This window comes from Pseudomonas syringae group sp. 247E2 (assembly GCF_032587795.1).
Taxonomy (GTDB): Bacteria; Pseudomonadota; Gammaproteobacteria; order Pseudomonadales; family Pseudomonadaceae; genus Aquipseudomonas; species Aquipseudomonas amygdali.
The window spans coordinates 857,678-883,693 of record NZ_JAWHPK010000001.1; the positions used below are offsets into that span (position 1 = coordinate 857,678).

The 26,016-nt window shown below is 55.4% G+C and carries 17 protein-coding genes; 6 read left to right on the forward strand and 11 right to left on the reverse strand.

The annotated features are described in order from the left end of the window. Positions 1-46: 46 nt before the first annotated feature. The 6 genes from RYC18_RS03905 to RYC18_RS03930 form a co-directional block, all read right to left on the reverse strand. Positions 47-1,192, reverse strand: coding sequence for a Shedu immune nuclease family protein (locus RYC18_RS03905; RefSeq protein WP_316883383.1), 1,146 nt, complete (start codon positions 1,190-1,192; stop codon positions 47-49). Continuing rightward, on the reverse strand, positions 1,182-3,407 hold the full coding sequence (locus RYC18_RS03910) for a hypothetical protein (RefSeq protein WP_316883386.1): 2,226 nt from the start codon (positions 3,405-3,407) through the stop codon (positions 1,182-1,184). Before RYC18_RS03910 ends, RYC18_RS03905 begins: the two co-directional genes overlap by 11 nt. A gap of 1 nt (position 3,408) precedes the next feature. Next, positions 3,409-7,608 carry a DEAD/DEAH box helicase gene (locus tag RYC18_RS03915; protein ID WP_316883388.1) on the reverse strand — a complete coding sequence of 1,400 codons (4,200 nt, stop codon included), beginning with the start codon at positions 7,606-7,608 and terminating at the stop codon, positions 3,409-3,411. After that, positions 7,605-10,358: a hypothetical protein gene (locus RYC18_RS03920; RefSeq protein WP_316883390.1), complete on the reverse strand. Its 2,754-nt coding sequence runs from the start codon at positions 10,356-10,358 to the stop codon at positions 7,605-7,607. The genes RYC18_RS03915 and RYC18_RS03920 overlap by 4 nt, the downstream gene beginning before the upstream one ends. Before the next feature lie 83 nt (positions 10,359-10,441). Next, positions 10,442-12,178 (reverse strand): class I SAM-dependent DNA methyltransferase, encoded by a 1,737-nt coding sequence (locus RYC18_RS03925; RefSeq protein ID WP_316883392.1) that lies wholly within the window; start codon positions 12,176-12,178, stop codon positions 10,442-10,444. A gap of 595 nt (positions 12,179-12,773) precedes the next feature. After that, complete coding sequence (locus RYC18_RS03930) at positions 12,774-14,066, reverse strand: mechanosensitive ion channel family protein (protein ID WP_316883394.1); 1,293 nt, start codon at positions 14,064-14,066, stop codon at positions 12,774-12,776. 277 nt (positions 14,067-14,343) lie between these two features. Between RYC18_RS03930 and RYC18_RS03935 the strand changes: the two genes are divergently transcribed. After that, positions 14,344-15,261: a hypothetical protein gene (locus RYC18_RS03935; protein ID WP_144433533.1), complete on the forward strand. Its 918-nt coding sequence runs from the start codon at positions 14,344-14,346 to the stop codon at positions 15,259-15,261. A 74-nt stretch (positions 15,262-15,335) separates the two neighbouring features. Here RYC18_RS03935 and RYC18_RS03940 read toward each other — a convergent pair whose 3' ends face one another. After that, positions 15,336-16,229: a LysR family transcriptional regulator gene (locus RYC18_RS03940; RefSeq protein ID WP_005746285.1), complete on the reverse strand. Its 894-nt coding sequence runs from the start codon at positions 16,227-16,229 to the stop codon at positions 15,336-15,338. A 106-nt stretch (positions 16,230-16,335) separates the two neighbouring features. Here RYC18_RS03940 and RYC18_RS03945 point away from each other — a divergent pair, with 106 nt between their 5' ends. From RYC18_RS03945 to RYC18_RS03965, 5 genes are all read left to right on the forward strand, one after another. Beyond that, a complete protein-coding gene (locus tag RYC18_RS03945; protein WP_316883404.1) occupies positions 16,336-17,598 on the forward strand; it encodes an MFS transporter in 1,263 nt (420 codons plus the stop codon). Continuing rightward, the gene (locus RYC18_RS03950; protein WP_316883406.1) at positions 17,595-18,623 is read left to right on the forward strand and encodes an alpha/beta hydrolase; all 1,029 of its coding nucleotides are present in this window, start codon (positions 17,595-17,597) and stop codon (positions 18,621-18,623) included. The genes RYC18_RS03945 and RYC18_RS03950 overlap by 4 nt, the downstream gene beginning before the upstream one ends. 225 nt (positions 18,624-18,848) lie before the next feature. Next, the gene (locus RYC18_RS03955; protein ID WP_122258307.1) at positions 18,849-19,217 is read left to right on the forward strand and encodes an antibiotic biosynthesis monooxygenase family protein; all 369 of its coding nucleotides are present in this window, start codon (positions 18,849-18,851) and stop codon (positions 19,215-19,217) included. Between the two features lie 50 nt (positions 19,218-19,267). Next, the gene (locus RYC18_RS03960; RefSeq protein ID WP_316883410.1) at positions 19,268-20,173 is read left to right on the forward strand and encodes an NADP-dependent oxidoreductase; all 906 of its coding nucleotides are present in this window, start codon (positions 19,268-19,270) and stop codon (positions 20,171-20,173) included. A 148-nt stretch (positions 20,174-20,321) separates the two neighbouring features. Next, on the forward strand, positions 20,322-21,083 hold the full coding sequence (locus tag RYC18_RS03965) for an SDR family NAD(P)-dependent oxidoreductase (protein ID WP_316883413.1): 762 nt from the start codon (positions 20,322-20,324) through the stop codon (positions 21,081-21,083). Between the two features lie 99 nt (positions 21,084-21,182). Here the strand turns inward: RYC18_RS03965 and RYC18_RS03970 are convergent, their stop codons facing one another. From RYC18_RS03970 to bamA, 4 genes are all read right to left on the reverse strand, one after another. Beyond that, complete coding sequence (locus RYC18_RS03970; protein WP_316883414.1) at positions 21,183-21,887, reverse strand: YafY family protein; 705 nt, start codon at positions 21,885-21,887, stop codon at positions 21,183-21,185. 2 nt (positions 21,888-21,889) lie between these two features. Beyond that, entirely contained in the window at positions 21,890-22,822 is a 933-nt protein-coding gene (locus RYC18_RS03975; protein ID WP_316883416.1) for an NAD(P)-dependent alcohol dehydrogenase, read from the reverse strand. Between the two features lie 88 nt (positions 22,823-22,910). Then, positions 22,911-23,324, reverse strand: a complete 414-nt coding sequence (locus RYC18_RS03980) for a hypothetical protein (protein WP_316883419.1) — start codon at positions 23,322-23,324, stop codon at positions 22,911-22,913. A 120-nt stretch (positions 23,325-23,444) separates the two neighbouring features. After that, positions 23,445-25,817: an outer membrane protein assembly factor BamA gene (gene bamA / locus RYC18_RS03985; protein WP_316883421.1), complete on the reverse strand. Its 2,373-nt coding sequence runs from the start codon at positions 25,815-25,817 to the stop codon at positions 23,445-23,447. Positions 25,818-26,016: the final 199 nt, after the last annotated feature.

Sequence of the window (26,016 nt, forward strand, 5' to 3'; positions counted from 1 at the left end):
TTATGGTTTTCCCTAATTAAGATACTTCTTTACGTTCCTAAGAAGGCTATTCAGCCAGGTGCGTCAGAAAGAGCTCCAACTTTCGCAGGAGCTCATCGAAGGTGATTATTTCGACATCCTTATAGGAACATCTAAACGTCTCAAACGAACGTAGTAGCTTTGACTCGGCGGGGAGTGTTCCGGCGATTACCACACACCGGGTATTGTCCGGCCGAGAGCCTGCAAGCGCCTCATCATCACGATGAATCCCCCACGCCGTCTGTAGCGAGTGGCGTTGATACAACACCTGACTGACTGCCCCGCTTAACTCCGAGTCTGGGGCATGAACTCCGCCGCCGCTGCGGTACTCTCTTTTTTGTACTAGAGGCGTAGAGGGCTTTTTGATCTCGACAATTGACAAAACCTGGCCGGCCCCTCGAAAAAGATAGTCGCCTATTTGGGCTCCTGTACCTCTGATTCCACTGGGCTGGGCATGAAACTGCGCGCTTACCAAATGCACGGGTCCACAAAACAACATCGTCAGTATGAAGATATTCTGATCGAAAAATTGCTGCCATAAGTTCTCGCTCAGTTGTTGAGCAAGCATGTCGCGATATGAGTCGATCATTTGCTGCAGCGAGACCCGCTCGATATCGGCATGCAGCGCCATCAACGTAAGAGGGTGCTCAGCGGCAAGCGCCGGAAGATCCTCTCGGACTTTTACCACCGCACGCCGACGAACTTCAGCAGCGTTTACTGGACGTTGCGATGGACCAAAGCGGTTGAGCCCTAGCGCGAGATCCAACTGGTTCGTGTTTTCAGACTCCGTACCAATTTCTGAATTGCTGGGCGCGGGAATACCCGTCATAACCACGTGCTGCATGCGGGTTTGGAACTCCCCACCAGCATCGCTAACACGAACTCGATAAAGCCGGGCGCCGTGTAAAAAGGGAGCTAACTCTAACGCCAGAGCACGATCACCTACTTGCCATTTGTGTGGCGTTGACTGCGTAAACAAATTGCACGTTTGCCCCATCATCAACGTCCGCTCTACTGCCGCAGCTCGTGCCTGCGAAAGTCCGACACGAGTACAAATGGAGTGCACGTCCAGGGGCGTATCTAGGGCACCTTGACCTGCTGCTTCACATAAGGCAGCGCTGACATCGCAGTGTGGCATGAGTACATCGAAGGCTTTGAGTAATTCAGTTTTCATTGTGTTCGTTAGTCATCTCGAGAAAACCGCGGATGTGCTGTCCCTTGTGTGTCGCATCCTCGCGAGGTGGAGGACCGCCTTTCAGGACGGCACGCGACAGCAGCTGATTTTGCGCAACACACGATGTTTCTGGAATCATGATGCAGTCAGGACAGGCCCCACCGGCGGCATCGCAAAGTCGACCTGAGTTGCAGCGGTGGATCGACGTATCTAAGAAACGCTTTAGGAATAGATTGTGTTCGTTGCGCCACAACGATGACAGGTTACCCAGGTCCATGGTGGTGCCGTTTCGATACACCACAAATGCGAGGTCGAGAGGAAAGATGTACTCCCCCATAGAGCCCAGGTCCAAGCCTGACAGCTCGGCCACGTTTTTCATAAGTGCATGTGCATATGTGTGCAATAGGGTGTACACGTAGCGGTAGGTTGATGCATCCCCTTCTTTGAGAAGGGAGAAATAGCGTCCGAAGGGTTCTGCCACTTCTAGCAGTTTCCCACCCAGCTTGATGGAGCCACTGCTGTCCCACTGCGGCAAGTCTGAGACGCCCACTGCCTGTAACCACTTATAAACGGCATCAGGGTCGAGGCGCACATACAGCGCCTCGTTCGCCTGTGTCACAACATAAATAGGTCGTTTGCCATTACTTAAAGGTTCAAAGAGCTTCAAGCGAACAGGCATATCCTGGTTGCGCTTGTTCAGTGTTGGGGTGGCGGAAACACGCGTGTATCCATGCGTAAATCGGCACAAATCAAATTCTCGGATCAACCCCAGATCGGCCATGCCAAGCTTTTTCATCAATTGTTGCGTTTCGTCTTCCTGCTTCGCTTTAGCATTCGCCTCTTTCGGCGCGAGGTCATTATCAAGATGGTTGAAACGCACAAACTTAGCGCGCCCCCCATCAGGTGGCGTAGATAGCTTGCCCCTGTTCAATGCCTCATGCTCTACCGCCAGAACGAAGGGGTCGAAGCGGCTGGTGTAATCGCTACGTAACGCAAATTGCTGATTTATGCTTGGCGGAAGATCAACCCGTGGTGGTATTAGCGGCGGATTACTTGTGGTCCATCTATTCACAAGCTTTTTTAGCTCGCTATCCATCATCGTTTGAATGGATGTATCCCCTGACTTAGCCGCAATTTCGCGCATCCGAGAAAAATTCTCGTAAGACTCCCATTCTTCGGCTTTACCGGCTGACTGTAAAATTGACTTCATTTCCACAGGTGTGAGTTCAGAGCCACCAAATCTGAAAAGGGTGCCGATAAAGGTACCCAGTTCATCTTCCCGTTGCGGTTCCAGCAGAGTGATCAGCTGGTGCTCCGACTCCGGGAATAGGACAAATTGCTCGGATTGAGCATAGTACGCCGACGATGCTCGATACGAGATAGGTTCCATCCGTCGTTCGCTGACACGCCTGCTGGCCTGATCGCGGAAGACCTCCGTCGTGAACTTATCGTTTTGACGCCATTCATTAGAGCCTTTGTGCCCGCAGGAAGGCTTGGCACAGTAGAAGTGCCACTTACCGATGCGAGGTGAGTCGGTATTAAGTTTAAAGTCATATCCACCGCACAGATTGCACTCCTCACCATAGAGTCTACGTGTGTTGTTACGCTCATCCCACTCCCATCGACCAGGAGTGACAGGCATCCACTCACCCGACCAATGCACGAAAACCACATCAATCTGCCGCCATTGGCAAACACCCTTGGCATTTGCTGCTGTGCAGTGGTTCTTCCGCAGCTGTTCCATCCCTTTGGCTAGATCATGGACTGATTTAAAACGTCTGAAGAGGCTGCATTTATTACAAACAAACGTAAGTGGTGCGGGGGCGTATTTCATCCGCAGAGGATTCAAGAATACCAAACGATCACCGCCCAAAGGGGTCACAGAACCACCACTGAGAATCGCTTCATCGAGGCATTGATTTGGTGAGATTGGTCGCTCCTCAGTTCCCACCCCTGAAGCTCTGACGAACCAGCTCTGCCAGATTTCTTGCAGTCTCAAAATTATTTGCGATTTAGCAGGGCCGTGTATGGCAGCATCGTCTTCGGTAGCCGAGAGGTCAGGGATCGAGATGCACGAACCCAAGCCGCCTTCGAATGTGAAGAACGCACCAGGAGCATAGGCTGAGCCAAGTTGGCCCCTGGAGCGTGCCATCGTTGGCGCGCTGAGTATTTTTTCATCGTCTTCTGTTGCTAGAAAGCCCTTGCGAGTTCCCATCTCATTCCCCCGTCCGCGTATCGTCATCACTGTCGTTATTTGCTACACCGTGGCGAACGAGATCCATCACCAACAAAACTTCATTAGATAGCTGGGTCATGCCATCGCTGTCGCGAGGTGATGCCTGAATGATACCGGCCTGGTCTACGTCGCGAAGCGATGTCATGGGTTTGGCCATCACTTCCGTTTGACCTTTGAAGTACCCATCTAACTTTCCACTACCCCACAAAGGGCTGCTCCAGATATTGACTATTAGGTTGCGAGTCCTGTGGTCAATCCGAGCACGGTAGTACTCTTGCCCCTCAGGAGCGAAGGCACCACGCAACCCCACCGCGAGCTCAATAAAGTCATTGATTTCATTGATAAACGCATCGCCTCGGTCCTTGAATTCTTTACGAATATTCGGGATAAAGCTGAAATCTGCTGTTTTGACTTTTTGATCTTCTGGTAACTGAATCAGCTCGCGACTCGGCACTACACCAACCAGATAAGCCTGTAGCAAACTTGTGAATACGCGTTCTATCGCGCGTTCTGCCCACCGATCAATCGCTGCCGGTTGCACCATGCGCTCAAGGAAACGGTGGAAAATGTCGAACACGTGAACAATATGCCTATCTCGACGACGCTGTGGCGTCGGGATTAGCGCTACAAAGCCAATATGCGCACGCCCCACCCGCGAGGAGGCTTGAATATACTCAGCAATGTCCGACGGCATCCCTGCGAAAAACATTGAATTGAACTCGTCGACATCGACACCGTGAGAAATGGCAGATGTCGCAATCACTGAGCGCAACTGATCTTGTAAAGGCGGGAAAGGGAGTCCTGGACTCACTCGATGCTGCGCAGTATCCACGACACCTTGAATTTCTCCTTGCTCCACCGAGCCGGTGATGAGTCGGGTATCCAATCCTCTCATGTCCATGCCTTCATTGAGGTGTCGCTTACGCGTTTCTTCCGCCTCCGCGGCCATAATCTGGTCGCCACCTTTTTTATTGGTGACGTAGGTCAAAGCGATACGGTGCAGGTCAATAAGAGTGGCTAGTTCCGACGCGCCAGCCGCGGCTAATGTCTGTTTGTGTAGCACCTCAAGAGCACCTTGGGATACATGCTCCACCAGCAATTGACGTGCAGATTCAAAGACTTGTGCGCTATCGCTCGTCAAGTCTTTGAATAAGCGAGTGATGTTGAAGTGAAAGCTGGATAAAACCGCGACGCTAGTCGATGTATGCGGTTTTCCGTTTGTCATAAATGCTGTGTAAACCCGGGCTTGGCGGCTCGCTACTTCAACGTCTGGATGTGCTCGACGTCGTATATCTTCGGCTGGAGCAGGCTCCGAGTAAAATGACTCATAAAGGGTCGGGCCCGGCTCAGGAAACTGCGTGGCCGGAATCGAGCGCTGGTACAGATGCTCCAACTGTCTTTCAGGAGCAGAGACTGTAGCTGAAGCGGCGATTACCTTAGCCCTGCGCCTGCGCCCTCGTTTGTCCGTCGCGACCAAGCTGCTGAGTGGCTTGGCCAGGTATTCAAAGACTGCGTCGAGCGTGGATTCGAATAGGCCGGCAAAGGTGCCCAGCGATTCATCAAGCAGGTGTGCCTCGTCCTGGATGATGAGGCTTGGAAAAGGATCGTGGAAAATGCGCTTCCCAGACGAATAAGCCGGATACACCCCTTCCATGTCTTTTGCGAGGGGACCGGCCGCCAACTCACGGGGTTCCGGCACGTATAATCGCCCGTTGGCCGGGTTGATCCAAGGCGCAGCGCCGAACATCGCGTATATGCGCCGAATGGTTCGGCCTGAATGGCCAATTAGTGCCAGCTTGTCGACAGTTCCCAGAAGCACTGACGGTGCTAAATCGTAAATATCCTCATCAACAATGTAGAACGGAAGAGGCTGCCACCTACCGTCATTCGAATCGCACTGGATGTCGGTGCATACATGACCAAGGGTTTGGTCTCCATGGTCAACAAATAGCCGCAAAGCTGTTTCGCTATTGCAGAAAGGGCATTTGGGCAGCTTTCGCCAAGCACGCATGGCTGTGGAGTACTTGGAATCGTTGTCCCGAAGGGCCTGCTCAGCTGTCAGGAATGGCGGTGCTGAGGAAATGGTCGGGATGCTCTTCACCCCCTTAGCATTGTGGCGGTTCGGCGAACCACCGCTGCCGACCCAAAAGCCAATGGAAAATGAGTTACCACCGTAGCCATGGCGACGTCGGGCACGCTCGGCGTGTGCTAGTACGCGTGCACATCGCTGGGCTTGCTGGATTGTAAGCAATCGCAATGGGTAGCGAATGAGCCCGGTGACCCCCATGTGCTTTCCCCTAAGCCGGTCGAGCATGAGGTTAAAGGTCAGCAATCCGAAAAACGCTTCGGATTTACCACCGCCGGTCGCGAAGTAAAGAAGGGTAACAGCGTCGTCTCTGGTCTCGTCGTAGAGGTGCGAGTATTCCGGAATGCGTGAAGCTAGAGCAGGGATATTCGCGATGATGAAAGCTAGTTGAAACAAGCGCCACTCATTGTCGTCCCCTCCAAAACGGGCCTGCATGAAGTTAGCCATGGTCTCGTTAGTGGCTAACCAGGCTTCATAGACAATAGCCCTGGGGTCAGTCTGCGGGCCTCGCTCGCGCCAAGCCGCGCGCGATTCGCTCAAGCATTTCAGGCCGGCAGAGACCGTCGCCATCTCCGCGGTCCATTTTCCAATGTCCTGACGGAATGCCTCTTCTTCCCGCGCAATTCCGACTAGGTCGGAAACAGGGAGGCCCGCGGCAGGGCTCACGTTTTCCGGGAGCTTGTTCAGCCATGCCTGCATGGCTGGTACCAGTGCTGCCAAACCGTCTAACCCGTCAGCTTGTGCGAGGGCACGTATTTGCCGCACGACGCCATTAGCATTGGTAGGAATGATTCGCGGCTGGGTGTAACGGGGCGTCCAGGTTGTCTCTAGAGTCCGAACAGCAGGGTCGGATTGTACTTGTACAACTCCGCAGTTATGCCCCATGGCTGGCTGCGTCAGATACTTGTTATAGCGGTAGGAGGGTTCAATTCGCTCGAGTTTCAACGCGTGGTGAAGCGCAGTCGGAAGCTTTGCCTGCAGAGAGACGAGAAAGACAGCTTCATCCGTCTCGTCTACGTGCTGGGTCGGCATGCTGCTGACGTTTTCAAGTGCGAGAAAGAAGCTGCGCTTAGAGGGCTCAAGCCAGTCAGTGTGCAGTTCAAGATCCCAATCCAACCGAATCAGCGGCAATGCTATCGGCAGCTGAGAAGCGCGCGCACTCTTGAGAAATTCATCCCAATTTGTGTATTGGCTGGCTGGGATGCTTAACTGGTGTCGATATCCCCAAGCCTTTCCGCCAGAGTCTAGATCATCGCTTTTAGCCCAGTCCTGCAGGCGCTTGTCCACGGCCTCATTCATGCGTAAGGCCTGGGTATTGATGTCTTGCTGCAGCGCTTCAACGGATTTCGTGGTATCGAGTTCTAGTGCTGGTAACTCAACATCTAGTCTCAACCACTTATGTGGGACTGCTAATGGCTCGAAGTGCTCGTCTTTTATAGGAAGGGCTTCGCGTGGACTGACGAGTGCTCCTTCGGTCGTGCTCTCAGCGAGTGCTTCCATTTCAGCGGAAGAAATATCCTCAGCTTCGGCCGAATCGTGGGAAAAATCAGAAGTCAACAGATCTCTTGGTATGCCCTTTGCCGCGTAAATTTCCTCCACCACCGAAGACCGGATAGCCGCCCACCCGGGATGCTTATATTTTGAGCTGTAGGTGCCTTTGGCTTTATCCCAAGCTTCTTCCAGTCGACGGTTACGTTCCGCCCGAATCTCATCAACCACAGCTCGGCGCAACATAAAGACGGGACGGCAGTTTGGCCTTTTAAGATCCTCTTCACGTGGCAGCACTCGCACGTAGACGCATAGTCTTGGAAGCACCGTTATTACTGAAGACGCGACAGCATTGAGTTGCATCTGCAGCCCGTGCGACGAAATCCAGATAGGAGATGTGACTTCGTCGTCTCCGGATTGGCTGCGCTGGGGCAATAAGAAACCAGAGTTCAACAATGTTCTCGGGCGAGCACCAAAGAGATATCGGCCCGTGGAACCTTGGCCGCTGATTTGCGCATACGTCAGATTCAGAAGGCTATCGACGACCGCTTCTTTGAGGGTGGAGGAGACCTTTGCCGGATCGGCACGAAGCGTGGGCTGGCTCATTGCTGCGTTTCCTTAAGGGGGCCGACATAATCGACGCAGGCAATGCTTTCACGTGCCTTGTCGAAAAGCTGGTCCAAAGTTGTCCGTTTAATACTTGAGTTGGCCATAACGGATTCGGGCTGCAGGAGCATGTACGCATAGATGTCAGCGATATGGCGACCATCTAGGCGGCGCGAGTTACGCACGGCCATGATCACGCGCTGCCACTGGTAGGCAGCCTCCAACGGAGACAGACCAAGCACTGTTGCAAACGCTTTGAAAGTCTCTTCACGCTGCGGCGCCTGTGGGCGAAGTTGCTCAAACGGGGTGTCGAGTGAGCGTCCTAAATCAATCCACTGGCGCATCGCCTGTGGACCCGGAAGCTTTCCTTCCAGACGCGGGTCAAGCGCAAGCATCTGTTCACGTATGACCTGTACCTTGTCAGAGAGCGTGCCCAGCGCGAAGCGTTTTGCGAGGCTCTTCTGAATCTGCTCGTGATAGCTTCGCAACGCAGATTCGAACGTCTTGTCCGATTGAATAGGCACGCCTGCGTCACGGAGTACTCGCTCGACCATCTCGCGTAGTTCTGCCGACATGACAAACACTTTATCTCCCACCTCCAAGGAGCAGACACGGCAAATCCGAAAGCCTACATCTGCTGCCCGCGGGGACGCCGGATCGTATACGTACATTTCCGATTTTTCATTGCGAAACAGCGTCGCTTCACTGTCAAACCGGATAATCCAAGATCCTGCGTCATCATCATGATCGCTTGAGTAAGCGTCCGATGACAGCTCGACACGGAACGTAGGCAGCATATAGTCGCCTGTGGAAAGGACAGATGCGTCCTCGGGAAGATCCTTCAGTTTCCTTAAGATGGATTCCATCCTAGGTTTGTAAGATTTGAATGCGGGCATAAGCTCGATAATGGGCTTGAGTGTGGCCCGCAGGAACTGGCCAGCTCGCTGGGTGAGCAAAAGCACCGTGTGGGAGGAAACGCGGTCATCTGTCAGCAATAGACGCAGGCAGTCCTCATTAAGTCCAGCAAAAACCAGTTTCGATCCTAGCAGTCCATCAAGGCGCTCTTCGAGATGCGCGCCGCACAGCAGTTGTATACGCTCATGAAAAGATTCATAAGTCATCCCTTCGGGGTACTGGTCGTACTCAGTCAGGAAGCGTTCGGCGAGGCGTAGATACAGCGCACTGGTAAAGACGATTGCAACCTTACGTTTTGTGTTCCTTGCGGCATTGGAGACAAGTTCAGCCAACTTGTGTGCGAAAGGAGTTGCCTCATGATAATTGCAGAATAATTGTGAGCTACGCTCAAGGCACTCAAGTAGGATGGGTCGCTGGTCTCCAACGCCAACGTTACGCTCGAACTCGTTAACGCCACCCAAGTGGTTGGGCCAATCGAATGCGGCGCGAGTCCGCTCCGATACCTCAATACCTGCCAGATACTCCGACATATGCCTGACGCCGCAGGGGAGCGCTGCTAAACGAGAAAGGAACGACGCTGCCTCGACTAGCGGTTTCGCGGACTCTTTGCCTCCGGGTACTCCATTTGCAATGCGTACCAGCCTGGTAGCTGTTTTGGCCGTATCCGCATCAACAATCAGGACGTCAAATTCCCGCGGAGCAGGATGCAGCGTTTCCTGAGCCAGCGGTTCCAATAACCCCGCCCCCCCAACGGTACTCGGAACACCTAAAACTTTGTACTCGTGGGAGGTGTGCCATTGACTTGAGGCGTTACGCTTGAAATTCTGCTCCCAGAGTTCGTCCTTGATCCTGAAAGCGGCATGCGGCTCATCGGTGATAACGATAACGCCGGGGGGATGTCCCCGAAACACGTCCTCCAGCATTATGCAAAAACGCGCCATTCGCTTTTTCCAGCTTTTGGACTCCAAGCGTATTGCTCGCGTGGCCTGAATCATCACGACTTCTGGTGAGCCGAGCTTAGCCAGTTCTTTGCAGGCGCGTTGAAGTTCGATCTCCGACATCCTCCCATCAAGGGCAAAGAGTGCGTCTGGTGCTGTTCCTGGATGACCGATGACTGCGCAGTTCATTTTTAACGCAGTAGCGTGGCTTCTCCTTTTCAGTTTGGCTCGGATCAACGCCAGAAGGCGCTCATCGCAAGATTGCCAGCCATCAAAATCGGGCGTCGCAAAAAAGTGAGGTAGTAGCTCACCAACCGTCGGATGGAATGGGTCGCTCGCGCCTTGGGGAAAACTGCTATCGGCCAAGGAGAAGTAAAATGCGTCCTTATCCCCCATAGAGCGAGTCACATTTACGTTGGCTTTCACCTCAACCAAATTTTTTGCGATACGAAGAATACTGGTCCGATCAAAATGGACGTGATTTAGACCATAAAAAACATTGCTCTTGACGGGGAAAAGTAAACCCCGAACCCCTTGCTTGTCTCCCTGATGCCAGCGTGCCAACGTCGCTAACGCGTGTACCAGAGGCAAGGTTTTGGGCGCTGCGGGCCATGCCATCACGATGTGCCGTGAGCGGTGCTCGGCAGCATGTAGATAAAGGTCTGCCAGCGCTAAAAGCGTTGATGAGGGCGCGCTTGGCTGCGAAATGCCGTCACGATACATTGCGATGAGTGCTTCATGGATGCGAGGTATGACAATGGGAGGTGTCGCCTCTACGGCGGCGATGTGAGCCGTTTTGTGCGCATGGGGGTTTAGCGCTGGTTTTGCATAGGTGAGAGGTTTGCGGGCCGCAAACAGCTTGGCAAGTTCTTCGCGCCTTCGCTGTTGCGCTTCCATTAAATCGTTGAGCTTCTTCCTTGATACCATGTGCCCTGCTTAAGTCGATAGATTTCAGCGTTCGGGCAGCATAAGCGAAAGGTCTACTGCTTTTCCAATGCCTTTCGAGCAGCACTTGCCATGTCTAAGCCTTGTTCGAGGTAGATCCTCAGCCGGTCAGGATCAGGCAGTCGGAGTTGGTTGAGCTCAAACACCGATACGTTGGTCGCTCCAGAGATGCAGCGGAAGCACCGATCTACGGTCGGCGTCCCAAGCAACTGTACCAACTGAGCAGGTGTCAATGCAGGTTCAGTGGCTATCTGTTCAAGAATCACGGTATGGTTTTCACCAACGAATCCTCCATAGGTATCTATGAGCTGTATCGGAACAGTTGCTGCAACTAATCGTCGCGGTTGCTCATTGGATGTCACGCGTTGCAGTAAGACGCTGGGGCGGCGAATGATGGAGCGATGGTCTTTTGCCCCCATATTTACAAAACAGCCTTCTTTGTTCGCTTTAGCCGCACCGTTAAAACGCAAGGAACCATTAGGTGCAATGTCGCTGGACCAAAGCAGCGGAACAACCGTGTCGCCATGTGCGCCGACAGCCGTTTTCGTCGATGCGTAGGTCGTGCGTGTGTCGCGGTTCCACACAAAGGCGCCTATACGGGGCACATACCCGTAGTCCACCAAACCAGCCTTCGATTTTGCTGCGTTTTTAAGCAGTGCTATGTCACTCTCCATCCGAGGGATTGGCCACGCGGCCCCCATGTTGGGCAAGATGCATAGGCCTACGTCGATGTAGCTACCGTCCTTCGAAACCAACGACACCTTCGCTTCGGTGCTTGGCGCATGCCCTGTTTTTTCTCGCCGCGCTAAGGTCAATGCTGTCTCCTGTTGGACATCCATAAAGACGCCAATACGGTCACCAACCATGCCAATACCGAGCAATGTGGTTTGCGTCAACATGTGACTTCTCAGTCTAGAAAAGTTCTGACCAGACAGAAAGCTAGTCGGTGTGACCAGCGCGCAGATGCCGCCCGTAGCGAGGAGTTTGATGCACAAGGCAATGAAGAGGGCATAAAGATTCGGCTGGCCTTGAACAACTTCTTCAAAATCGTGGAAGTACTGACAGACTTCCTCTGCGCGCATCTTCCTAAACGGAGGATTGCACACCACCACATCCAGCCTTTCCCAAAGGTACTTGGTTTGCAGAAGCGAGTCGCCTTGGTAGACCTGAAACACGGGGTAGGTGTCAGTCGCGACGACCTCGTCATGGAGCGCCATCAACAAGAAGTGCTTTGACAATTCACATAAGGCGGCATCTTGGTCAAATCCCAAAATTCGGTCTTGGATGTGGCTCACTATCTGTTGGGCACTTGCACCATGGCTGCGAAGCAAATCACGCATGCGCATAGCGATAGGCGCCAAAAACGCAGCGCCGCCACACGCAGGGTCACAAAAACTGCGATTGGAAAAATCGACGCCCTGTGCTGACAGGTCGTCAAGTAAACGCCTCGTTAGAGACGGCGGAGTAAAGAACATCGCCTGCTGCTTTCTGCGCTCGCTTCCCAACAGTTGCGCGTACGCTGAGGAGAACCAGTAGGTCGATTCGATGAAGTCTAGCTTGCTCACAAACTCAACAAATGCGCACACAGATGGCTCGGCCAGCAGGGGCACTGCTACCGGTAAACCGGACGCTGGCAACCCCGGAAAACAATCACTGCACCATTTTGCTAATGCGCTGCCGAGGATCGAGTCCGGCTCAAGCTTCGCCTCTTGCATAGCCATACGCATGTCGCAGACGAGGCGATGAAAGTGAGTTTTATTGGGAAGAGTCATAGTCAGCAAAGTCTGGTCTGCGTTTGTAGCGCGGGAATGTACAACATTGCGGCCTATTAGGCTTGTTCTAGCTGTTCAATGAAACCGAACCTTCACTTGCCATCGGAAATTTTTGAAGGCTGATTTCTGACTTAAGAGACCGTCTCATCATTGCAGACCTCAGCTCCGACTAGATTTTAGCAACGCGCTTGAGGTAGTCGCGGAGGTGCATAGAGCCAAGATTTTCAAAATTAGCAAGCCAATGGCGCATCCTACTATGCGATAGCATTGTAGTGGTCTAATGATTCTGAACACTCATTCAGGCGAGAATATCACCAGATTCAGGTGTTTGATGGACACGCAAAGCCGTACCTCAAACTCAAGAGCGCGGTAGGCTTTTAAAGTGTACCCACTGACCGAATGCACAGTTGGTTACCCGAGCGAACCACAGGCCTCAATATTGCCACAGAATCGATCAAGCCTTCGGCCCGCCGCCTTGCAATTGAAATCACCAGAAGAAGTGCGACATCTATCAGTACCTAGCGATTTTCTCACCGGAGTTGATTTCCGGCTTCATTTACCATGACCCCATTCCAGACACCTTAAAATCCCAGCCTCAACGCTCCCGCACCCAGTCAGCTGTGACTTGACTCACAGTCTCCCCCCGCAACCCCACCCGCATATCCGCTCCACTAGGCTGCTGATACAAACTCAACCCAAACTCCGGCATCACCGTAATCAGATAATCGAAAATATCCCCCTGTATCCGCTCGTACTCGACCCACACCGTCGTACGCGTGAAGCAGTAGATTTCCAGCGGAATGCCCTGCGAAGTAGGCTCCAGCTGACGAACCATGCAGGTCATGCTTGGATTGATGTCGACGTGGCTTTTAAGGTACGCCAGGGCGTAGGCGCGGAAGGTGCCGATGTTGGTCATGCGCCGGCGGTTGGCGGACATTTGTGCGACGTTGCCTTGTGCCTGGTTCCAGGCCAGCAGTTCCGCCTGTTTGCGGCCGATGTAGTCGGTGAGCAGGTGGATTTGCATCAGTTGTTGTTCTTCATCGTCACGCACGAAGCGCACGCCGCTGGCGTCGATGAACAGGCTGCGTTTGATGCGCCGTCCGCCTGATTGCTGCATGCCGCGCCAGTTGCGGAACGACTCGGACATTAAGCGCCAGGTTGGGATGGAGACGATGGTTTTGTCGAAGTTCTGCACCTTGACGGTGTGCAGGGTGATGTCCACTACGTCGCCGTCTGCGCCCACTTGCGGCATTTCGATCCAGTCGCCGACGCGTAGCATGTCGTTGCTGGTCAGCTGCACACTGGCGACGAAGGAGAGCAGGGTGTCCTTGTAGACCAACAGGATAACCGCCGACATGGCGCCAAGGCCGGACAGCAGTAGCAGGGGCGAACGGTCGATCAGGGTGGCGACGATGATGATCCCGGCGAAGACGTAAAGGATCATCTTCGACAGTTGCACGTAACCCTTGATGGAGCGCGTGCGGGCGTGTTCGGTGCGGGCGTAGATATCCAGCAGGGCGTTGAGCAGGGCACCGATGGCCAGGGTCATGAACAGGATGGTGAAGGCCATGGCTATATTGCCAATGACGTTTCTGCCTGCTGCACTCAGGCCCGGGACCAGGGTCAGTCCGAACTGGATGACCAGCGACGGTACCATCTGCGCCAGTCGATGGAAGACCTTGTTGTGGCGGAAGTCGTTGACCCAGTGCAGGGACGGCTGACGGCCGAGCATCTTCACCGCGTACAGGACCACAAAGCGCGCGACACGACCAAGTACCAGCGCGGCGGTCAGCAACAGGACCAGTGCCAGCCCGGTGCGTACCCACGGGTGCTGGTCGAGCATGTCCCAGAGTTCCTGGGTCTTGAGCCAAAGCGAGTGAATATCCATAAAAGCATCGGGCTCGTTGAGCGAAGAGGGGAGCGCGATTAAAGCACTTACGGATCAGAAGGAGCGAGCCCCTTATGACATGACACACAATAATCGCTGTCATGATGGTCGGTCGAACTCTTTGATCCCCCGCCATTCTGTCTCGTGCTCCGCCGATACGTTAGAATTCAAATTTAAAAAGGAAACAGGCAGAGAGGCCTGTTCCAATATTGCTAAGGGTTGAATTCCATGCTGGCTATCATGGAAGATATAGTAAATTTCTATAGGGATTTCAAATATGCATGAACAAGCGTTGTTGACAGAAGATCATCCAAGTCTTGGAAATGCCGGTGCGTTAGTCGGAATAGACCAAATCGAAGAGTTATACAAGACATCGGTATCAGCCAATAATGCTGTCAAAGTGAAATGTGCTAATTCCTCATGTGGCGTCAAGGTAAGCATCGTCATACCAGACAAGGAAAAAGCAGGCAGAAAAACTTCACCCTCTGCTCACTTCCGGGGGCATCACCCTGAGGGGTGCGATAGGAAGCCCCAAACCTCATCTACAACAACTACCAGCGCATCCTCGCAGCTCAAAGCGAACCCGGTGAAAAAAGAGTTTCCACAGGTATGGATAGATCCACTCACTGCAGCAGTGAACTCATCTGGACGGCTGCTTGAGCCTGCGAACAACGGTGAATTGCGGTCAGGATCCGGGGTTGGCGGGCGCTCCAGAGAGGGTTTTGGTACCAGCGAAGGTCATTCTGGGGTGGTGGGAAAGTTTGCGAGGGCATGGCTGAAAATGACGGTGCAGTCCAGAAAAAGCAATCTCTTGAAAGCACCATGGAACCCTGAAGGCACCTATGATTCTGCTTTTTACTCGTTTGAGCTCAATAGCACCAAATTTCTTGGGAAAGTGGGTACCAAGATATTTACTGCTCCAGTTATTTCCGTAGATAAGGTCGGGGGAGATTTTTATCTAGGTCTACAAGAGAAAGCCCTTGGGCAAGCTCCGAAGGTTGTCGTGCTAAAGTCAGAAGTCTTTGAGGTGGGAGCAGCCGGGCGCGCATTGCTGAACCAGCTGAATACGTTTGATTTGGCCCAAAAAGTCTATCTGTTTTGTTATGGCTCTTTTAAATATAACGCTGGTGCCAGTCAGTCCGAATTGGTGGTGAAGCACCCGCATTTTATTTATATTGATTTACCCGCATTGTGAAGCAACCTCATCTTTTGATGCGCCGCTGACGTCGGTTGCAAACGCAATGGGTGGATCTGAATGTCGCCTCCTGATTATCCCCGATACCTCACCGCCTCAACAAACGCGCTGAATGCCGGCGACGCCTGTCGCCGGTTCGGGTAGTACAAGTGAAAGCCTTCGAAATACGGGCTCCAGTCGACCAGCACTTCTTTCAGGCGGCCGCTGGCGATGTGCGGCTCGGCCATGGAGTCCGGCACGTAGGCCAGGCCCACGCCGTCCAGTGCGGCGTTGAGCACATGGATCATGCTGTTCGACGTGAATTGCCCGTTGACTCGAAGGTTGAGCTTGCGGCTGTCCTTCTCGAACTCCCAGGCGTAGCAACTGCCGTTTGGCGAGTGGCGGATGTTGATGCAGGTGTGTTGAGTCAGGTCCTGAGGCTGCAGCGGAACGGGGTGTCGCTCAAAGTAGGCCGGCGACCCGACCACTGACAAGCGCCAGTCAGGCCCAAGCCGCACGGCGATCATGTCCTTGCTGATGGATTCACCCAGACGGATGCCTGCATCGAAACGTTCGCTGACAATATTGGTGAAGCCGTAGTCGATGCAGATCTCGATCTGAATATCCGGGTACTGCGCCAGAAACCCTGCAAGCATCGGGCGGATGATGCCTTCTGCGGCGTCATCGGAGCAGGTAATGCGAATGGTGCCGGCGGGTTTGTCACGCAGTTCGCCCAGCACTTCGACTTCTGCGGCAATCTGATCCAGCAGCGGCCCGATCGAGCGCATCAACCGTTCGCCTGCTTCGGTCGGGGCCACGTTGCGGGTGGTTCTGGCCAGCAGGCGCAGGCCCATGCGCTCTTCAAGCCCTCTCATGCTGTGGCTCAAGGCCGAGGGAGTAACGCCCAGTTTGGTCGCGGCCTTGGTAAAGCTCTGATCACGGGCCACCAGCAGGAAAGCTTGCAGGTCATTGAGTTTCGGTGTGCTCATTGCTGAGTATCTCTCACAAGCGCTTGGAAATTACGGCGTCTAATAATCCTAATACCTTTGCCCTAACCTGTGCCGACTAATTTTTAACGTCGCCAGGTCAGGAAGCATGCAAGCATTTGATTCAACCCTGAAGCAGCCCTCCAGGACCGCGCATCCCCCTGCATGGGGCGCTGTATTTTCGATGGCGCTGTGTGTGGTGGTGCTGATTGCTTCGGAGTTCATGCCAGTCAGCCTGCTGACGCCGATCGCGCAGGATCTCGGCATCAGCCAGGGCCAGGCAGGGCAGGCAATATCGATCTCGGGTTTCTTTGCAGTATTGACCAGCCTGCTGAATACACCGCTGACCGGGCATCTTGACCGCAAACCGGTCCTGCTGGGCTTCAGCCTGCTGTTGCTGGTGTCCGGGGTGATCGTCACGCTGGCGTCCAACGGCTGGTTATTCATGACGGGACGTGCATTGCTCGGGATTGCCATTGGCGGTTTCTGGTCGATGTCGACCGCCACCGTGATGAAGCTGGTGCCGAAGCAATCGGTCGCCAAGGGCCTGGCACTGATCAACGGCGGCAATGCGCTGGCGGCGACGGTCGCCGCGCCATTGGGCAGCTTCATGGGCCAGTACATCGGTTGGCGCGGGGCGTTTTTCCTGGTCATCCCGCTCGCGGCGCTGGCGTTTGCCTGGCAGTGGCTGAGCCTGCCGGCCATGCGCAGCCAGCCGAACAACCGGGCACGCAATCCTTTTCGCCTGCTGCGCAACCCGCAAGTGGCTGTGGGCATGAGCGCGATCCTGTTGCTGTTCATGGGCCAGTTCGCCGTCTTCACCTATTTGCGCCCGTTTCTGGAAGAGATCACCGGGGTCAGCGTCAACTCGCTGTCCCTGATGCTTTTGGCGCTGGGGGCCAGTGGGCTGGCCGGCACCTACCTGATCGGCAGGCTGCTGCACAAAGGCCTGTATGCCTGCCTGATCGGCATTCCGCTGCTGATGGCGGTGCTGGCCGGGTTGCTCACCGGTCTGGGCCATTCGCCTCAGGCCGTCGCCATCGTGCTTGCCGCCTGGGGGCTGATCGCCACGCCTGCGCCGGTCGCCTGGGGCCTCTGGTTGAGCCGCACGCTGCCCGACGATGCCGAGGCAGGCGGCGGCCTGATGGTGGCGACCATTCAATTGGCGATCACCGCCGGTGCCGGCATCGGTGGCGCGCTGTTCGACAGCCTCGGTTGGTGGAGCCCGTTCGCATTCGGTGGCGTGTTACTGGCGTGTTCGGCCGCACTGGCCTGGACGGCGCGAGACAACGCGTCTCTGCAGGAAAGCAACACCGGTCAGGGCCGGGCAGATAAACGCGGGTCAATTTCTCAACGAGGTAACACGCCATGAAAAAGATTCTTTTGATGCTTGGGCTTTTAATCAGCTCATATGCTGCGACAGGAGCAGACATGTCTCACGGTGCCGATAATTTCTACACAAGCGACAAGGTCGTTGCGCAAAAAGTGCTGTTCAATAACCAGTACAAGATGAAAGTCGCGGGCAACCTGTTTGTACCCAAAGGCTCGAACCCGAACGTTAGAGCTCCGGCAATCATCGTCGGCCATCCGATGGGGGCGGTGAAGGAGCAAAGCGCCAATCTCTACGCGCAGAAACTGGCCGAGCAGGGGTTTGTCACCTTGTCGCTGGACCTGTCGTTCTGGGGCGAGAGCGAAGGCCTGCCGCGTAATGCCGTTTCACCGGATATCTACGCCGAAGACTTCAGCGCCGCAGTGGACTTTCTCGGCACCCAGACCTTTGTGGACAAGAATCGCATCGGGGTGCTGGGCATCTGCGGCAGTGGCAGCTTTGTCATCAGTGCCGCGAAGATCGATCCGCGCATGAAAGCCATCGCCACGGTGAGCATGTATGACATGGGCGCCGCCAACCGCAACGGCCTGAAACATTCGCAAACCCTGGCTCAGCGCAAGAAGATCATCGAGCAGGCGGCACTGCAACGCGACGTGGAATACAGCGGTGGCGATACGGCCTACACCAGCGGCACTGTACACAAACTGACTGACAAATCCGGCCCGATCGAACGCGAGTTCTATGATTTCTATCGCACGCCACGGGGCGAGTTCACGCCTGAAGGCCAGTCCCCCGAACTGACCACTCACCCGACGCTGACCAGCAACGTCAAGTTCATGAACTTCTATCCGTTCAACGACATCGAGACGATATCGCCACGCCCGATGTTGTTCATTGCCGGTTCGGTTGCGCACTCTCTGGAGTTCAGCGAGGAGGCCTACAAACTGGCCGGTCAGCCCAAGCAACTGATTATCGTACCGGGCGCGGGGCATGTGGACCTTTATGATCGGGTCGATCTCATCCCGTTCGATAAGCTGGGTGAGTTCTTCAAGAAAAGCCTGAAGTAATCAGCCCGTCCTGAATACTTCAAAAGGCCCTGCAACAGCAGGGCCTTTTTTGTCGTCAGCCTTTTGCGACTTCAAATCTGACCGCTACTGCACCCTGGTGACAGAAACTGTCCCTCTCCCCACTTACCATGGCACAGACAAGGCAAAGCCCTTGATGAGCGCTTGACGCAGCGGAGACTGTCGTTGCCTTGGCAATTGAATCAGTAGCTGATTGAGGAGATCACCATGTCCAGTGTTGAGCCGCTTGATCCGTCGTTTCCATTAAGCCAACAGATGGGAATCGATGCTGCCCCCATTGTGTTAATCAACGTCTGCACGATGTCAGCTGAGGACGAAGCAGCCTTTCTCATCGCGTGGGCAACTGACGCTGCGTTCATGAAAAAACAGCCTGGCTTCATCTCGACGCAGCTACATCGCGCCTTGGGAGACAGCCCAACGTATCTCAACTACGCAGTGTTCGAGTCTGCGCAGTCCTGGCGCACTGCTTTCAAACACCCCGATTTCCGCGAGATCACCAAGGCCCATCCGCCATCGGCGGTATTTCGCCCGCATCTGTTTCAAAAAGTCGCTGTAGCGAATTTATGCACAGCCTAACGACGGAAATTCCACTCCCGACAGTTATTGACGCAGTAAGAGGACTACTTATGAAAGCCGTTCAGTTCAACGAATATGGTGGCACCGATGTATTGAAGATCGTCGACATAGATCCTCCGCACGCTGGGCCGGGTGAGGTGCGCATTAAAGTGCAGACGGTCGGTGTCAATCCCATCGATTGGAAAATACGCGCGGGGTATGTTCATGACTTCATGCCCGTTACCTTTCCCGCCGGGGTCGGCTCAGAGGCGGCAGGCATCATTGATGAGGTCGGTGAGGGTGTTTCAGGATTTGCGGTCGGTGACGTCGTTTTTGGCTACGGACGAAATACTTTTGCGGAACAGGCCGTCCTGAGAAGTTGGGCGTCTGTGCCGCGCAACATGCCAATCGAGGTGGCAGGTGGTTTGCCTGTCATTGTTGAAACTGCGACCCGCATCCTCGATCACGTCAATATCAAGGCTGGCGAAACACTCCTGATAACGGGCGCGGCAGGTGGTGTCGGGTCTGCCGCCATCCAGATGGCACTGCATCGCGGTGCCATCGTGATCGGTACGGCGAGTGCTCCCAAGCATGAGTACCTTCGCAGCCTGGGCGCTTTGCCGACCACCTACGAACCCGGCCTGGCCGCCAGAGTCCAGGCCTTGGCACCCAACGGCGTCAATGCCGCGCTGGACCTGGCCGGAGCTGGCAGCGTGCCTGAACTGGTTGCCATTGTCGGCGATGCCAGTCGGGTCGTGTCCATTTCTGATGTGTCGGCCCCGCAGCATGGCGTGGTTTTCTCCGCGAAATCGCTCGACCATCCCGAGCGGGCGTTTAAAGAAGCGGCGCACCTGTATGAGATGGGAGCGCTTGATCTGCGTATCGAGCAAACCTTTTCGCTCGGGGAAGTTGCCAATGCTCAAGCGATCAGCGCCGCCGGGCGCGTGACCGGCAAGCTCGTCATCACGCTGGCTTGATCAAAACACCGGGTCGCGGCCTGCGTCTGCAGGCCGTGACAGGTTCGAAGCTTCAAACGTGCGCTCCAGGCTGCGTTGCTCACAGTCGCAGTATTCAAAGTAGTCCTGATCTTTTTTATGAGAGCAAGTCAGTAGGGGAGTTGCTGTAATGAACGTGAGCTCAAAGACTGTACTGATCACCGGCGGTACCCGCGGTATAGGCCTTGAACTCGCCCGCCGCTTTCTGGCCATGGGAAATGTGGTCATCGTTACAGGGCGTGACGAGGCAGGATTACAGGCAGCCCAGCGCGAGTTGCCGGATGTAAAGGCAATACGCAGCGACGTCGGTCGACCAGGGGACATCGTGAGGTTACATGAGCAACTGATGCAGGAATTTCCGACGCTGGATATTCTGGTGAACAATGCAGGCATCATGCGCAACATCGAACTTTCTGAACCCCGCTCGCTGGATGATGTAGCGCTTGAAGTCGACGTTGACCTGAATGGCCCAATCAGAATGGTGCAGCAGTTTCTCCCGCACCTTCTCAGCCGGCCCCAGGCAATGATCGTCAACATCAGTTCAGGGTTAGCGTTCGTTCCCTTTCCTGCGTCTCCGGTCTACAGCGCCGCGAAAGCCGGGTTACATGCCTACACTCGCGTATTGCGCGTGCAATTAAAAAACACCTCGCTCAAAGTGATCGAAATTGCTCCGCCGAGTACCGACACAGCGCTGTTCAACAACCTGGTAAGCGAGCACGCTGCCAAAGGCCCGGCACCTATGCCACTCGCCAAGCTGGCAGATCAGGCAATGGCAGGTATCGCAGCAGGAAAGACCGAGATTCGCCCAGGCTTAAGCCAGATGCTTTATTTGCTGAGTCGCATCGCGCCGGAGTTCGGGTTGCGGCAATTGGCCAAGGCAGCGGGATACTGAGCGCGCGGATCCGGGCAGATCGAAAAGCTGACCGATGAAACAGTGCCGCTGTTTCTGCTCATGCGGGGCAGGCAGAGTGTTGCGAGTGCAGCGGGTGTATCAGCAGGTCTCGCCCCGGACGTTGCAAGGCAGAACCTCCAGTGCTCGCCACTCCTTGATAAGTTGGCGGCGGTTGCGCGTGTAGCGTTCAGTCAGCACTTGCGCCTGCGCGATGTCATCCATGTCGATTACCCGGTAGCGACTGTCGCCCTCACACCAGGCCGCCAAATGACGCCTGGACTCGATGAAGCCGAGCATGATCGGCCAGATGACCTGCGGGTCTTTGGGCGCATGCTCTATCGAAAGTGTGATGCTCAGCTTGCACTGGTCGCGTAGCGCACGACGGATTTCGCTCAGGTCGATGGTCGTTGAAGCGCTGAGCGGTTTGCTGATGTAGAACGTTTCGTCTTCCAGTGTCGGGCGCATCTCTACAGGCAAAACGGCGCTGATTTTGGCCAGGGCATTTTTTACGGCGAAGGCGAACTTGTCGTCCGTCTGGCGACTGACCCATTGCGCACCGATCATCAGCGCCTGCACTTCTTCTTCCGTGAACGACAATGGAGGCAATAGAAAACCGGGCTTGAGGATGTACCCCAGGCCCGGCTCGCCGTCGATATCAGCACCCATGCCTTGCAGGGTCGCAACATCGCGGCGGATGGTACGCAGTGAAACGCCCAGTTCCTGCGCAAGAGACGCGCCTGATACCGTTCTGCGATGCCGACGAAGCGCTTGCATCAATTCAAACAAACGATGACTTCTGGCCATGCCTACTCCATCGCGATAACACCTTTGCCACCGAGCTTGCGACCTTTCTCAAGTTCGTTGATCAGTGTGATTGCGCTGCTCAAGGTAACCACTTCACCAACCGGGATCTTGAAGGTGCCCCTGCTGGCAGCTTCGGCCAGCTTATCCAGAATCTCGACGCGTGGCGAACCTATGATTGGCTTGAGCCTGCGATCGAAGAGGGCGCGTATGAACTTGCCGGGGCCAGGATTCAGGTCCAGAAACACCCCGCCCGGTCGTAGCATCTCAACGCCTTCCGATACCGTCAGCGTGGCGGCGGTGTCGTACACCACGTCGAAACGTGCGGGAATAGCCGATACGTGGGTGGTTTTATAGTCGTAGACATTCTGTACGCCCAGCGCCTTCGCCCGGTCGAAATCCACAGCACTGCAACTGCCTGAAACCGTAGCGCCGAAGTAACGCGCGATCTGCACCGCTGCTTCGCCGACCGCTCCCGAGCAGCCATTGATGAATACATGCTGGCCTGCCTGCAGCTTCGCTTTGTCGATCAGCCCATTCCAGGCGGTGATGCCCGGCGTGCCGATGCAGGCTGCATCTTCGAAAGAGAGCGACTCGGGTTTTTTAGCCAGAAACGCTTCCCTGGTCACGACAGCCTGACCAAATGCGCCGCTTTCCTTGAAACGTGCAAGCCCCAGCACCGCATCGCCGACCTTGAGCCGGGTGACATCCGCGCCAACCGTGATGACGGTACCCGAGAAGTCCATGCCCATCGCCCGGGGAAACGCGTTGCCCGTGACGATCTTCATCATGCCGTTGCGCAGTTTCCAGTCGATTGGATTAATAGCCGCAAACCTGACCTGTACAGCCACCTCGCCTTTTCCGGGCGCGGACAACTCGAAATTATCGAGCCGCATCAACTCCGGCCCCCCGTATTTGCTGTATTGAATCCGCTGCATCAGTCATCTCCCCCCGGTGAGTGTGGAAGTGACAGTACACAGCGACAGGGACAGTTTTTGTCACCATGATTAGCCAGGGCAGCCCGTATCAACTCGCTATTCGCCGCCCCCGCAATGCGCTCAAACATTCACGCCCGGCGTCCTCGGCCGTTTGCAGCACTGTCTGGCTGCTGTCCTCGGTGATCCAGGTCAGCACCCGCACCTGACCCGTAGCCTGGCTACCGCCGTGCATGCGATTCAGGGTTTCACGTTGCTTGAGCATGGCTTTCATGCGCGTGGCCAGCAGAAAGATGTCGTCAATGAAACCGTCTTCGACGTTGTCGTGATGCTCGATGCCAAGCCCCGTGGCGTCGTGGTCGATACGCAGGTGGTAGTGCATGGCCCCGGTTGCATCCTCGCTGCCGAACAGCGCGATGACGAAGCCTTTGCCCAGCAGTGAGCGCAGGGCGTGCTGGATGATTTCCTGCACATCGGGGGTGATCTGTCTGATTTCGCGGCTCATGTAACGACTCCTGACCTGATGAGTAGTGCAGGCAGTATTCAACGACGGGATGTAAAGCGCGGTCCGGGCCAGGTAATGCTGGGTAAAGACCGCCTGATTCATGCTTAAAAGGCCAGCGTTTCAGAAGGTCTGGCCCAGCGAGAACTGGAACACTTGGGTCTCGGCGTCTTCGGGCTTTTTGATCGGCACGGCGAGGTCGAAGCTCAGGGGGCCGAGCGGCGAGTACCAGGTCACGCCGACGCCGACCGAACTGGCCATCTGGTCGATATTGATGTTGCCGCAGTTCTGCGTGGTGCTCAGGTAGCACTTGTCGGCGTAGACTGTGCCGAAGTCCCAGAACAGCGAGGTGCGCAGGGATTTCTGGTCTTTGACGAAAGGCATCGGGAACAGGTATTCCATGCCGCCGGTGATCAGGATGTTGCCGCCCAGGGCTTCGGTGTCGCGGTCGGAATAGTAGATCTGCCCCTGACTGGCGTAGGTGCCGGTCGACGGGGTATTGCGTGGTCCCAGCGTGCCGTCCTTGAAGCCGCGCACGGTGGCCTGGCCGCCCGCCGTATAGTTTTCGTAGAACGGCAGGCCGTCGGTTTCGCCGTAACCGTTGCCGTAGCCCAGTTTGGTATGCAGGCGCAGCGAGGTGGCGTCGCTGAGCGGCAGGAAGGTCTGGCCGTTGTAGTCGAGTTTGTAGAACTGCAGGTCACTGCCCGGCACGGTGCTGGTCAGGGTCAGGCTTTGTGAATGACCGCGAGTGGCCAGCACGCCTTTGTTGAGGGTCGATTCCGACCAGCCGACACTGGCCTTGAGGTTGGTGAATGACGAGCCCTCACGCTCGATGAAGTCGTAAATCTCGTCGGCGCTGTAGCTGCCGGGGTCGAGGGTGTCGTGCTGGATCGACAAACCGTAGGTCAGGCGCGAGGTTTCGCTGATCGGGTAGCCGAGGTTGACCCCCGCACCGACGCTGTTGAGCGAGTAGTAGGACACCTCGTCATCATCGTCGTAATACTTGCTGTAATCAGTGGCGTTGTAGAAAACGTTGTAGCCCAGGCTTACACCGTCAGGCGTGAAGTATGGGTTGGTGAATGCAAAGTTGTACTTGGTCTGGTACTCGGAGCGCGTCATGCCGAGGCTGGCGAAGTTACCGGTGCCGAGGATGTTGTTCTGCGAGATCGAGCCCCCGAGTATCAGCCCGGCGCTTTGGGCAAAGCCTACGCTGGCGGTGATGTTGCCCGAGGCCTGTTCTTCGACGGCGTAGTTGATGTCCACTTGGTCGTCGGTGCCCGGCACAGCAGGCGTTTCGACGTTGACTTCCTTGAAGAAACCCAGACGCTCCAGACGCACCTTCGACTGGTCGATCAGGTAGGTCGACGCCCAGCCGCCTTCCATCTGGCGCATCTCGCGGCGCAGCACTTCATCGGCAGTCTTGGTGTTGCCGCGAAAGTTGATGCGGTTGGCGTAGGCGCGCTTGCCGGGGTCGACCACGAAACTGATATCGACGGTGTGATTGGCCTCGTTGGCTTTCGGCACGCCATTGACGTTGGCGAATGTGTAGCCATCGTTGCCCAGACGACGGGTGATCAGGTTGGTGGTGTCAGTCATGACCTTGCGTGAAAACACCTGGCCCGGTTTGACCAGAATCAGTTGTTCGAGCTGGTCCTTCGGCACTTTCAGGTCGCCGCCCAGCTTGACGCTGCCCACCGTATACCGGTCGCCTTCGGTGATGTTGACGGTAATGAACACGCCTTTCTTGTCAGGCGTCAGCGACACCTGCGTCGAGTTGATATCCATGTTGATGTAGCCGCGGTCCAGGTACCAGGAGCGCAGTCGTTCCAGGTCGCCGGAAAGTTTTTCGCGGGCGTACTTGTCATCGTTCTTGAAAAACGACAGCCAGTTGCTGGTCTTGAGCTGAAACTGATCAGCCAGTTGTTCATCGGAGAACACGGTGTTGCCGACCACGTTAATGTGTTGGATCGACGCCACCGTCCCTTCGTCGATGGTGATTTTCAGGGCAATGCGGTTGCGTGGTGCAGGCAGCGCCTGGGTATCGACCGAGGCACTGTAGCGGCCCTGGGAGACATACTGCCGTTGCAGTTCATTGCGCACGCCTTCAAGCGTGGCGCGCTGGAATATCTCGCCCTCACTGAGCCCCGACTGCTTGAGCCCCTTCATCAGGTCGTCGGTACTGATGACCTTGTTGCCGACAATCTCGATACTGGCGATAGAAGGGCGTTCGACTACATTGATCACCAGCACATTGCCATCGCGTGCAACGTTGATGTCTTGAAAGAAACCGGTCTTGAACAGTGAGCGCGACGCGTCGGCCAGACGCTGTTCATCGGCCTGATCGCCGACATTGAGCGGCAGTGCAGCGAATACGCTGCCGGCAGACACGCGTTGCAGGCCGTTGACGCGGATGTCCGAGATGGAAAAAGTGTCGGCGTGTGCCAGCGGGACGCTGAATAACAGGCAGAACGATAGAAGCAGACGAGAAGAAATCATCAAACCCTTTCCAGAAAGCGGCGACAAAGGCATTTGAGCGCTGCCGATGACACGCCAGAAAGGGCCGGTCCGGCGGGCGCTGTTGGCTGCGCAGCATAGGGGGAGGGCATGTTGGGGACGGTTAACGCGGTGTAAGGTTAGGTAAAGATCATCAGGCCTGGCTGACACGCTGCAGCGGCGCCGGGATAATCGGCAACCA